The organism is Sphingomonas sp., assembly GCF_025353885.1.
In the GTDB taxonomy this organism is placed as follows: domain Bacteria; phylum Pseudomonadota; class Alphaproteobacteria; order Sphingomonadales; family Sphingomonadaceae; genus Sphingomonas_O.
Window position 1 is genome coordinate 42,478 of sequence record NZ_JANXNX010000101.1, and the last position, 12,068, is coordinate 54,545.

Consider the following 12,068-nt stretch of genomic DNA (forward strand, 5'->3'; position numbering starts at 1 on the left):
TTAGATCAGGAATACGTCGCCCGCGTGAATGACACGGGTCGCGCCATCCGCCAAGCGCAAGCGCAGCGCACAGCCATCGGTCAGGCCGTCGAACAGCCCCTCGACGCGGTCGCCGTCCGCGGTTGTGGCGGAAAGCGCAGTGCCGGTTGGGTGGGCACGGGCGAGCCAGACGGCGCGGATGGCGGCAAGTCCCTCCCCCCGCCAGCGCGCTAGCCAGTCGGCAAGTATTTCGGCCAGCGCGGCGACCATCGTCGCGGCATCGGGCGGGGCAATGCCAAGCGTTGCCAGGCTGGTGGCGGGACGGCCCGGGTCTGCCGCCAGCGGGACCAGATTGATGCCGACGCCAACGACAATCGCGCTGCCAATGCTTTCGAGCAGGATACCGGAAATCTTGGCACCGTCGACGAGTAGGTCGTTGGGCCATTTTATCACCAGCGGTTGTGCCGGAGCCCATAGCTTCAGCGTATCGAACACCGCCAACGCCGCGACGAGTGCCAGCGTGGGGGCAGCCGGATCGCCTGCGCGAAGGGTGACGAGGCTGCTCGCATGGACATTGCCCGGTGGCGAAATCCAGTCGCGGCCCAGACGACCGCGTCCTGAAGTCTGCTGGTCGGCGTGGAGCCAGTCGCCCTCGGTCACCGCACCGTTGCGCGCCAGATCGAGCATGTCGGCGTTGGTTGAACCGGTCTGCGCGACGTGAATGATCGTCAGAATAGCGCTCCGGCAGCGGCGTTCGACCACGCGCCAAGCCAGGGAATCGCGAGGTAGCCGAGGACAATGAACGCCGCGAACACCGCGATCAGGCCGTTTTCGAGTGCGCTGGTAGCAGGCGCGTAGGCGACGGCGGGTTTGTCAAAATACATCGTCTTGATGATCTTCAGATAATAGAACGCCCCAATAACCGACGAGGCGATACCGATGGCCGCGAGCGGTGTCAGCCCGGCCCCGACTGCGGCGTCGAACACGACGAATTTGGCCCAGAAACCGAACAGCGGCGGGATACCGGCCAGCGAAAACATGAAGATGGCAAGTGCCGCGGCCAGTCCCTTGCGGCTTTGCGACAGGCCCGACAGGCTGACGATGCTCTCGACATGGTTGCCATCAGTATCGCGCATCTGGAGCACACACAGGAAAGATCCGAGCGTCATGACAACGTAGATCGCCATGTACGTCAGCACGGAAGCGGCCCCTTCGCGAGTTCCGGCAGCAAGTCCGACCAGCGCGAAACCGACGTTGTTGATCGAAGAATAGGCCAGCAATCGCTTGATGTTAGTCTGGCCGATCGCACCCACCGCGCCCAGCACTATCGAGGCGAGCGAGGCGAAAATGACAATCTGGCGCCAGTCGCCGGTTGCCGAACCCATGGCCTCCATCGAGACCCGCACAAGCAGGGCGATTGCCGCCACTTTCTGTGCGGTGGCGAACAACATGGTCACAGGCGTTGGCGCGCCTTCGTAAACGTCGGGGGTCCACATATGGAATGGGACCGCGGCGATCTTGAACGCGATGCCGGCAAACACGAATACCAGCCCGAACAACTGGCCGGTATTCAGACCAGCACCAAATGCGCGGGCAATGCCGTCATAGCCGGTGGTGCCGGTAAAGCCGTAAACGAGCGAGATGCCGTAAAGCAGGATACCGCTCGCCAATGCGCCCAGCACAAAGTACTTCAGGCCCGCTTCGGCAGAGCGCGTGTCACGGCGCATGAAGCTGGCCAGAACGTAGGACGCGAGGCTTTGCAATTCGAGGCCGATGTAGAGCGTCAGCAAGTCGGTTGCCGAAACCATCATGCCCGCGCCGGCCGTCGCCAGCAGGATCAGCACCGGGTATTCGGCGCGCAACTGTTCGTGGACGATGCCGTTACCGCCGAAAAAGCGTGGGGCGACGACAATGCAAACCGCCGTGGTGGCGTAGATCAGGACCTTGGCAAACGTCCCGAAGGCATCGGCGCGATACAGTCCGTCGAAGGCAACGCCCCCATTGCCCGCGGGTCCGATCAGCGACAGGCCCGCCAGGAGAAGCAGGCCAACCGCCCCCCAGCTAATCGCGCCGATGGCCTTGTCACCCTGCCACGCCGCGACGAGCATCAGGACCATCGCCCCGACCGACAGGATAAGTTCGGGGGCTGTAAAAAGGAGCGTATTCATTTGGCGTGCTCCGCGACCGAAACATGGGTTGCGCGGATTTGCTGACCCGACATCACAAGTTTGGCGTCGCTACCCGGATTAGCGCGCTCCATGCGGGCGACCAGTGTGCCGACATCACGACGCATCGGGGCCATGAAACTCTCAGGATAAATGCCCATCCACAACACGGCGAGGGCGATAGGGAGCAGGATGGCAATCTCTCGTTTCGACAGATCGGGCATAGCGGCGGCATCGGGACCGGCGGCGGTGCCATAGATGATTCGGCGATACAGATAGAGCATATATGCCGCACCAAGGATGATCCCGGTGGTGGCCACGAACGCGACCCAGCTCGAAATCTGGTAAGCACCGATCAGGCTGAGGAATTCAGCAACGAAACCGCTGGTACCGGGCAGCCCGACCGATCCCATGGTGAACAGCATGAAGAACAGCGCATAGCCAGGCATATTGTTGGCAAGGCCGCCGTAACGCGCGATCTCTCTGGTATGGAGCCGGTCGTAAATCACGCCGACGCACAGGAAAAGCGCCGCCGAGATCAAGCCGTGGCTGAGCATCATCATCATCGCGCCCTCAATACCCTGCCGGTTGAAGGTGAGCAGGCCGATGGTGACGAACGCCATGTGCGCGACGGACGAATAGGCAATCAGCTTTTTCATGTCGGTCTGCACCAGCGCGACCAGCGAGGCATAGACGATTGCGATCATCGACAGGCCCATGACGAGCCAGAACCAATAAGCCGACCCTTCAGGAAACATCGGCAGCAGGAACCGGATGAAGCCATAGCCCCCCATTTTGAGCAGCACTCCGGCAAGGATCACCGAACCGGCGGTGGGTGCCTGGACGTGCGCGTCGGGCAGCCAGGTGTGAACCGGCCACATCGGCATCTTGACCGCGAACGATGCAAAAAAGGCGATCCACAGCCAGACCTGCGTTTCGGGCGAGAAATTGAACTCCATCAGCACGGGGATGCTGGTGGTCCCGGCCTCGCGCGCCATCCACAACATCGCGATCAGCATCAGGACCGACCCGAGCAGCGTGTAGAGAAAGAATTTATAGCTGGCGTAAATCCGGTTCGCCCCGCCCCAGATGCCGATAATCAGGTACATCGGGATGAGGCCGGCTTCGAAGAAAATATAGAACAGGAACAGATCCTGGCTCACGAAGACGCCGATCATCAGCGCCTCCATAAGCAGGAATGCTGCCATATATTCGGGTACCCGGTCGGTAATCGCCTCCCATGAGGCGGCGATGCAGACCGGCATCAGGAAAACGCTGAGCATGATGAGCATCAGCGCGATGCCGTCGATCCCGAGCGCCCATGCAAAGCGGCCGAACAGCGGGACGTTCTCAATGAATTGCCACTGTGAACCGGCCAGATCATAGTTGGCCCACAGGCCGATGCCGAGGACGAGATCGGCAAGCGTCGCGACCAGCGCGATCCAGCGCGCGGTGCTGGCCGTCGCGTAAAGACACGCGACGGCGGCAAACAGCGGGAGGGCGATCATGAGGGTTAGGATAGGAAACCCGTTCATCGTGTCATCGCCCAAGTCGCGGCAGCGGCAAGGCCGAGCAGCATGACCAGTGCGTAAGTGTAGAGATAGCCCGACTGAAGCTTCGCGGCGAGCCTGCCGCCCGAAAGGATCACTGCGGCAGCACCGTCAGGGCCAAACCGGTCGATCGTTTTTTCGTCGCCGCGATGCCAGAAGAATCGGCCGAGCGCGAAGGCAGGAACGACGAACAGCGCGTGATAGAGCTCGTCGAAATACCATTTGTTCAGCAGGAATTTGTACAGGCCGCGGAATGTCTCGGTAAACTTGGCCGGGATGCCCGTGTTCGAAATATAGGCCCAGTACGCCATGCCGAAGCCTGCGACCATGACGATGCTGGCCGACAATTTTACCAGCAACGGGACGTGGTGCATTTCTTCCATCAGATGCGCGTTGAACGCGAGGCTGTTGTTCCAGAATGCCGCGCCGCGCTCGACGCCGAGGAACGCGTCATGGAACAGGAATCCGGCAAAGATCGCACCCAGGCTGAGGACGCCCAGCGGGACCAGCATCGTCCACGGGCTTTCGTGTGGGTGATAGCCTGCAGTGCCATCGACGATTTTGACTTGATGTGGGTCGGAACCGGCGCCTTCCGCTTCTGCATCCCAATGGCTATCGTGGACCGCGTGTTGGATGTGCTCGCTGCCCGCCCAACGGGGTTTGCCCCAGAACGTCAGAAACATCAGTCGCCACGAATAAAAGCTGGTCAGCAACGCTGCGAACACGCCGACCGCATAGGCGATACCGCCCGCTTCGCCGCCGTGCGCGTAGGCGGCTTCGATGATCGCATCCTTTGAGTAGAAACCGGCGAAACCAAAGACTTCGATGAAGCCGAAGCCGGTGATCGCGAGCGTCCCTGCGAGCATCGCATAGAAGGTTAGCGGGATGTGTTTGCGCAAACCACCATAGAAACGCATATCCTGTTCGTGGTGCATCGCGTGGATGACTGAACCAGCACCAAGGAACAACAACGCCTTGAAGAAGGCATGGGTGAACAGGTGGAACATTGCGGCGTTGAATGCGCCGACGCCCGCTGCAAAGAACATATAGCCGAGTTGCGAGCAGGTCGAATAGGCGATGACGCGCTTGATGTCGGTCTGGGTCGTGCCGACCGTTGCGGCAAAGAAGGCGGTCGCGGCCCCGACGAGGGTGACGACGGTCATCGCGGTTGGGCTGACGACGAACATCGGCGACAGGCGACACACCATGAACACGCCCGCCGTGACCATTGTTGCAGCGTGGATCAGCGCGGACACCGGGGTCGGTCCCTCCATGGCGTCGGGCAGCCATGTGTGCAGGCCGAGCTGCGCCGACTTGCCCATCGCGCCGACGAACAGAAGCAAGCAGAGCAAGGTCATCGTGTCGACGCGATGCCCAAGAAAGCCGATGGTCGTACCGGCCATGCCCGGCGCAGCGGCGAGAATTTCGGGGATCGAGACGGTTCCGAACACCAGGAAGGTGCCGAAGATGCCCAGCGAAAAACCAAAGTCGCCGACCCGATTGACAACGAACGCCTTGATCGCCGCGGCGTTGGCCGAGGGCTTTTGATACCAGAAACCGATGAGCAGATAGGAAGCGAGGCCAACCCCTTCCCAACCAAAAAACATCTGGACGAGGTTGTTGGCTGTCACCAGCATCAGCATCGCGAAGGTGAACAACGACAGATAGGCGAAAAAGCGCGGCTGGCTGTTGTCCTCTGCCATATAGCCCCAGCTATATAGATGGACCAGCGCCGAGACGGTGGTGATGACGACCAGCATGACCGCAGTCAGCGTGTCGATCCGCAAGCTCCATTCGACGTTGAGATTGCCTGAGTGGATCCAGTCGAGCACCGGCACGACCTGCGCTACCCCGAGGCCGGTGAAGTAGAGCGCAAAAATGAACCAGGCGATCAGGCACGACACGAACAGGCCCGCCGTCGTCACCAGCTTGGCGGCGAAATTGCCGATATAACGATTGCCAAGCCCCCCGACGAGCGCAGTCAGCAGCGGCAGGAAAACCATGAGGTTGATGACCATCAGCCGTGCATCCGATTGACATCATCGACCGCGATCGTCGCGCGACTGCGGAAATAAATGACGAGGATGGCAAGCCCGATGGCCGCCTCTCCCGCGGCGACCGTCAGCACGAACATTGCAAAAATCTGGCCGACGAGGTCGTTCAGATACGCGCTGAAAGCGACAAAATTGATGTTCACTGCCAGCAGGATCAGTTCGATTGACATCAGAATGATGATCAGATTCTTACGGTTGATAAAGATGCCAAGCACCCCCAGCACGAACAGGATCGCACTGACCGCGATGTAATGATGCAGTCCGATCACAATTCCACCCCTGATCCGACGCCCTGCCCCTTGACGATCCGCACGGCATCCTGCGGCCGGCGGCGGACCTGCGACGAAATGTTCTGCGGCTTTGTCCCGCCGCGCGCACGGTGCGTCAGGACGATGGCGCCGATCATGGCAACCAGCAGGACCAGGCCAGCGCCCTCGAAAATATATAGATAGCGCGTATAGAGCAGCAGGCCGATGGCTTCGGTATTGGGAACCTCTGCAATAATTGGCGCTGCGCGGTTCGCCATGACGATCCCGCCGGCCTGCCACGCAAATGTCGCAATCAGGATTTCGGCGATCAGCGCGACCGCAATCAATAGGCCGAACGGCAGGTATTTGGTGAACCCCGTCCGCATTTCGGAAAAGTCGATGTCGAGCATCATGACGACGAAAAGGAACAGCACCGCGACCGCGCCGACATAGACGATGACCAGCAGCATCGCGACGAACTCTGCCCCGACAATCAGCATCAAACCCGCGGCATTGAAGAAAGCGAGAATCAGCCACAGCACCGAATGCACCGGGTTGCGAGCCGTGATCGTCAGCAGGGCCGACAGCACGACGACGACCGCAAACAAATAGAATGTGAAGACCTGGATCATAACGCCCGCGCCCCTATCGATACGGGGCATCGGCGGCAAGGTTCGCGGCGAGGACGCGTTCCCATCGGTCGCCGTTATCGAGCAGCTTGGACTTGTCGTAGATCAGTTCCTCACGCGTTTCGGTCGCATATTCGAAGTTCGGCCCCTCGACGATGGCATCGACCGGACAGGCTTCCTGGCACAGGCCGCAAAAGATGCACTTGGTCATGTCGATGTCGTAGCGCGTGGTGCGGCGGCTGCCATCCTCGCGGGGTTCGGCCTCGATCGTGATGGCCTGCGCAGGGCAGACAGCCTCGCACAGCTTGCACGCGATGCAGCGTTCCTCGCCATTGGGATAGCGGCGCAGCGCATGTTCACCCCGGAACCGCACCGACAGCGGGTTTTTTTCATAAGGGTAATTGATCGTCGCCTTGGGCTTGAAGAAATACTGCAAGGTCAGCCAGTGCGCCTTCAGGAATTCCCAAAGCGTGAACGATTTGATGAGGTGCGCGATCATGCGGAATACCTGAAAATCATGAGATACCCTGAGATAATGACAACCCAGAGCAGCGAGAGCGGCAAGAAGATTTTCCAGCCAAGCCGCATGAGCTGGTCATAGCGGTAACGGGGAACGGTCGCCTTTATCCAGCTGAAGATGAAGAAAAACAGCAGGATTTTCGCAAACAGCCAGACGATGCCGGGAACGTAATAGAGCGGTGCCCAGTCGATCGGAGGCAAATAGCCGCCCCAGAACAGGATCGCGTTCAACGCACACATCAACAGGACGTTGGCATATTCACCAAGCCAGAACAGCGCGAAGCTCATCGACGAATATTCGGTCTGATAACCGGCGACGAGTTCGGATTCGGCCTCGGTCAGGTCGAACGGAGCACGCGCGGTTTCGGCGAGCGACGAGATCAGGAACACCACCGCCATCGGCAGGAACAGCGGGTTGAAGCCAAAGCCGTTGGTGATCCAGAGATGATGCCGCTGCGCTTCGACGATTCCTGAAAGATTGAACGTTCCCGACCAGAGTACGACCGAGATCAGGACGAAGCCGATGCTGACCTCATAGCTGACCATTTGTGCCGCCGCACGAAGCGCCGAGTAGAACGGGTATTTCGAGTTCGATGACCAGCCCGCGATGATAACACCGTAAACCCCGAGCGACGACGCCGCGAGAATGTACAGCAGCCCGACGTTAATGTCGGCCAGCACGACGCCCGCTTGCCACGGGATCACCGCCCACACGATCAACGCGACAGTGAAGGTCAGGATCGGTGCGAGCAGGAACAGGCCGCGATTGGCCGAGGTCGGGATGATTGTTTCCTGAAGGAAAACTTTCAGGCCATCGGCAAACGACTGCAGCAGTCCGAACGGGCCGACGACATTGGGCCCCTTGCGCAACGCCATCGCGGCCCAGATCTTGCGATCGGCATAGATGATCATGGCGACCGCCAGCATCAGCGGCAACGCGATCACCAGGACATAGGCGACATTGGCGACCAGCCAACCAAACTCGAAGCCGAGGCGTGATTGAAGCCAAAGGGTCACTCGGCCGCCTCCAGCATCGCGCCACCGTGGATGATTTCAGTCGAACATTGCTGCATCGTCGGGCTGGCGCGGCAAATCGCGTTGGTCAGGTAGAAATCCTTGATCGGATAGCCCGTGATCGCTCCCTTTGGATCGGCCGGTAATGTCGGAACGGTCCAGCCATAGTTCACCCGCCCCTCGGTCGCCAACGCCGGCACATCGGCAAACATCGCCGCGCGCAGGGCGTCATAAGTGTCGAATGGCAGCTTGTGGCCAAGGACATCCGACAGGGCACGCAGGATCGCCCAGTCCTCGCGTGCGTCGCCAGGCGGGAATACCGCCCGTTCGCCACGCTGCACACGACCTTCCAAGTTTACATAGGTGCCAGGCTTTTCAGCAAAGCTGGCACCGGGCAGGACAACGTCCGCTGCCGCTGCGCCAGCATCGCCATGATGGCCGATATACACTTTGAACGACGACGCGAACTGGCTCCAGTTGGTTTCATCGGCACCAAGCGCGAACACGAGCTTTGCCGTGGTCAACGCTGAAATGCCGCCGGGTTGTGCGTAACCGAGCATCAACCCGCCCATGCGCGCCGCCGAGAAATGAATGACATTGAAGCCGTTCCAACCGTCGCGGACAAGGTTGAAGTCAGCGGCCAGGGCAAGCGCCGCCCCGTGGACTCCGGCAATTTTCAACGCGCCGCCGCCGACGATTATTGCAGGACGTTCGGCATTGGTCAAAGCATCGGCCAACCCTTGCGGAAGTTTGGACAAGATACCCGCGTCGGTGCCAATCCAGTTCACCTTATAAGTAAGATCGGTCGGTGCGCCGATTGCAAAAACCTTTGCCCCGCGCTTTATCGCCTTGCGAATGCGCGTGTTCACCAGCGGCGCTTCCCAGCGCAGATTGGTGCCGACCAGCAGGATCACGTCGGCGCGTTCTATTCCGGCGATCGTGGTGTTGAAATTGACCGCACTGAGCGAAGACGTGTCATACGCCAGGCCAGTCTGACGGCCCTCCAGGAGCGAAGACCCCATCGAAAGCAGCAATGCCTTTGCGGCAAACATGGTCTCGCAATCGACCAGGTCGCCGGCGACGGCAGCGACGCTGGCACCGGCATCAACCGCGGCAATCGCTGTGAAAGCCTGCTCCCACGTCGCCTCTACCAGCTTGCCATCGACGCGCACGAACGGACGATCGAGCCGCTTGCGGACCAGGCCATCGATGGCATGACGCGTCTTGTCTGACGACCATTCCTCGTTCACGTCTTCGTTGATCCGGGGCAATGAACGCAACACCTGGCGACCACGCGAATCCAGCCGGATGTTGGTGCCGACAGCATCCATTACATCGATCGCGGGGGTCTTCTTCAATTCCCATGGACGCGCTTCGAATGCATATGGTTTGCTTGTTAGAGCACCAACGGGACACAAATCGACCACGTTACCTGACAGTTCGGACTGGATTGCGTGTTCCAGATAGGTTGTGATCTGCATCGACTCGCCGCGGCCTATGGCACCGATTTCCTCGATGCCGGCAACTTCCTCGGCAAAGCGGATGCAGCGTGTGCACTGGATGCAGCGGGTCATGGCGGTCTTGACGATAGGACCCATGTATTTCTCGGTGATGGCGCGCTTGTTCTCGATATAGCGCGAATTGCCCTTGCCATAGGCGAGCGACTGATCCTGCAAGTCGCATTCGCCGCCCTGGACGCAAATCGGACAATCGAGCGGATGGTTGATGAGGAGGAACTCCATCACCCCTTCGCGCGCCTTCTTGACCATCGCGGAGTCGGTCCGGATGTCCTGTCCCTCGGCGGCGGGCAGTGCACAGGATGCCTGCGGCTTTGGCGGGCCCGGCTTCACCTCGACGAGGCACATGCGGCAATTGCCCGCAATGCTGAGCCGTTCATGGTAGCAAAAACGCGGGATTTCCTTGCCCGCGATTTCGCAAGCCTGAAGCACGGTTGCGCCAGCAGGGACTTCGACTTCGATGCCGTCGACTGTGAGTTTAGGCATTAGTGGGCGCTCCCCGATACCGGCTGCGGCGTCGCCATCGCCAGTCGGTAATAATTGATAGCCACAGTCCCACGCATAACGACTCTACCAAAACTGACGGTGCCCTTGTCCATGCAGGCCGCGAAGGCCGGTCGTAGCACGTTGATCCTGCTGAGTTCTTCGGGACCACTTGGCTTGGTAAGCAACCAAAGTCGAACTGCAGGGGGGTTCTGACGCGCGACGCATTCGCCGTAACTGGAGAGCCATGTCAAGGTTTGATTCTTCCTGAAATTCTCCTCCATCTTGACGCGCATCCGTTTGCTTTTTTCTTTTTCCAACGATGCCTCGAATTCGGCCTTCATCGTTCGAGAAAGTGGCGCAAGTGGCAATTTGTTTGCAAAGTCCACAGGCCCGCTAACCGCGAAATCGGCATTGACCAAGGCATCTGCGAGCGCATAGCTGAACTGGTCGCCCACGAAGGACAATTGCACATTGCCAGCCACAGCGCCGAGGCATTTACCATCAGCCAGATCAGAATAGCGTTTCAGCATCTCGGTATTGTTAACATTCGAAATGATAGCGTCAGCAGCACGGCGATGGTTTTTCTTGATCACGCAAGTAGCGAAATCGTACATTATGCTGCGCACTTCTTTTTCCTTGTCAGCCGCATTGGTCGCCCCCGCATGACTGATGGGTAACAATACGAGCGCAAGAGTTGCCGCAATCGCGAGCCCTGCTGGCCTGAAAAGATTGATCAAGCGCAGCATCACCCGGCCGTCGTCGGATAGCGGACGCCCATCGCAAGCGACATGGCCATATTGAGGTTGTTTGGGTTGACCGTGACAGTCTGCCGCGAAGGGCTGATGACCAAATCCATATCTTCAATCGGAATTGCACCAAGTAATGCCTGATCGCCAAGGACCAACGCCCCAACCAGGCGCGGACGGTTTGCGAACCTGACGTTGATCGGCCCGACATAATCGACCATCGCGGTCGCGCCGTTAGCCACAGTGACTTCCCGGCGGTCAAGTACCGGGAGCCGAAGCTGATGCGCGACATGCTGCGGAATGCACAAATGGGTCGCTCCGGTGTCGACCAGCGCGTCTACTGTCATCGGCAGCAGGTCGTCCTCCCGCGCGTTGGCAAGTTCGATATCGGCGAGAATGCCCATGTTATTCGGCCGCCTCCAGCAAAGCCGGGCCGCCACGCTCGATGATGCGGCGCTCGATTTCGGGACGGAAGTGCTTGATCAGCCCTTGGATCGGCCAGGCGGCTGCATCACCGAGCGCGCAGATCGTGTGGCCTTCGACTTGTTTGGTGACTTCCTGAAGCAGGTCGATTTCGCTGATGTCGGCGTCACCTGTGCGCAGGCGCTCCATGACGCGCCACATCCAGCCGGTGCCTTCGCGGCAAGGTGTGCACTGGCCGCAGCTTTCATGCTTGTAGAAATACGACAGGCGCGAGATGGCGCGAACGATGTCGGTGGACTTGTCCATGACGATGACCGCCGCCGTTCCAAGCCCCGAGCCGACCGCTTTCAAGCCGTCGAAGTCCATTGGCGCGTCCATGATCATGGCGGCGGGCACGAGCGGCACCGACGATCCGCCGGGGATGACGGCCAGCAGGTTCTCCCAGCCGCCGCGAATACCACCGCAATGCTTGTCGATGAGTTCACGGAACGGGATGCCCATCGCGTCCTCGACAACGCAGGGCTTGTTCACATGGCCCGAAATCTGGAAAAGCTTGGTGCCTTCGTTCTTCGGATTGCCGATCCCGGCAAACCATGCCGCGCCGCGCCGCAGGATCGTCGGAACGACCGCGATGCTTTCGACATTGTTCACCGTCGTGGGGCAACCATAAAGCCCCGCGCCGGCCGGGAAAGGCGGCTTCAGGCGAGGCTGGCCCTTTTTGCCTTCGAGGCTTTCGAG

General features: G+C 59.9%; 12 protein-coding genes. All 12 read right to left on the bottom strand.

Translation table 11 applies throughout. The features are described from left to right. On the bottom strand, positions 1 to 741 hold the full coding sequence (locus Q0R02_RS10915; protein ID WP_293883446.1) for a biotin--[acetyl-CoA-carboxylase] ligase: 741 nt from the start codon (positions 739 to 741) through the stop codon (positions 1 to 3). Next, on the bottom strand, positions 708 to 2,147 hold the full coding sequence (gene nuoN, locus Q0R02_RS10920) for an NADH-quinone oxidoreductase subunit NuoN (RefSeq protein ID WP_293883448.1): 1,440 nt from the start codon (positions 2,145 to 2,147) through the stop codon (positions 708 to 710). Before nuoN ends, Q0R02_RS10915 begins: the two co-directional genes overlap by 34 nt. Then, on the bottom strand, positions 2,144 to 3,679 hold the full coding sequence (locus Q0R02_RS10925) for an NADH-quinone oxidoreductase subunit M (RefSeq protein WP_293883450.1): 1,536 nt from the start codon (positions 3,677 to 3,679) through the stop codon (positions 2,144 to 2,146). Before Q0R02_RS10925 ends, nuoN begins: the two co-directional genes overlap by 4 nt. Continuing rightward, positions 3,676 to 5,712, bottom strand: coding sequence for an NADH-quinone oxidoreductase subunit L (nuoL, locus tag Q0R02_RS10930; RefSeq protein WP_293883452.1), 2,037 nt, complete (start codon positions 5,710 to 5,712; stop codon positions 3,676 to 3,678). The genes Q0R02_RS10925 and nuoL overlap by 4 nt, the downstream gene beginning before the upstream one ends. Continuing rightward, complete coding sequence (nuoK, locus tag Q0R02_RS10935) at positions 5,712 to 6,017, bottom strand: NADH-quinone oxidoreductase subunit NuoK (protein WP_293883454.1); 306 nt, start codon at positions 6,015 to 6,017, stop codon at positions 5,712 to 5,714. The genes nuoL and nuoK overlap by 1 nt, the downstream gene beginning before the upstream one ends. Next, on the bottom strand, positions 6,014 to 6,628 hold the full coding sequence (locus tag Q0R02_RS10940; RefSeq protein ID WP_293883456.1) for an NADH-quinone oxidoreductase subunit J: 615 nt from the start codon (positions 6,626 to 6,628) through the stop codon (positions 6,014 to 6,016). The genes nuoK and Q0R02_RS10940 overlap by 4 nt, the downstream gene beginning before the upstream one ends. 13 nt (positions 6,629 to 6,641) lie before the next feature. Next, entirely contained in the window at positions 6,642 to 7,124 is a 483-nt protein-coding gene (gene nuoI, locus Q0R02_RS10945; protein WP_293883458.1) for an NADH-quinone oxidoreductase subunit NuoI, read from the bottom strand. Beyond that, entirely contained in the window at positions 7,121 to 8,161 is a 1,041-nt protein-coding gene (gene nuoH, locus Q0R02_RS10950) for an NADH-quinone oxidoreductase subunit NuoH (protein WP_293883460.1), read from the bottom strand. The genes nuoI and nuoH overlap by 4 nt, the downstream gene beginning before the upstream one ends. Next, positions 8,158 to 10,161, bottom strand: a complete 2,004-nt coding sequence (nuoG, locus tag Q0R02_RS10955; RefSeq protein ID WP_293883462.1) for an NADH-quinone oxidoreductase subunit NuoG — start codon at positions 10,159 to 10,161, stop codon at positions 8,158 to 8,160. Before nuoG ends, nuoH begins: the two co-directional genes overlap by 4 nt. Further along, positions 10,161 to 10,907, bottom strand: a complete 747-nt coding sequence (locus tag Q0R02_RS10960) for a hypothetical protein (RefSeq protein WP_293883463.1) — start codon at positions 10,905 to 10,907, stop codon at positions 10,161 to 10,163. The genes nuoG and Q0R02_RS10960 overlap by 1 nt, the downstream gene beginning before the upstream one ends. Further along, positions 10,907 to 11,311 carry a clan AA aspartic protease gene (locus Q0R02_RS10965; protein ID WP_293883464.1) on the bottom strand — a complete coding sequence of 135 codons (405 nt, stop codon included), beginning with the start codon at positions 11,309 to 11,311 and terminating at the stop codon, positions 10,907 to 10,909. The genes Q0R02_RS10960 and Q0R02_RS10965 overlap by 1 nt, the downstream gene beginning before the upstream one ends. Position 11,312: 1 nt before the next feature. After that, on the bottom strand, positions 11,313 to 12,068 hold a 756-nt coding region (nuoF, locus tag Q0R02_RS10970), incomplete at its 5' end, for an NADH-quinone oxidoreductase subunit NuoF (protein WP_293883466.1).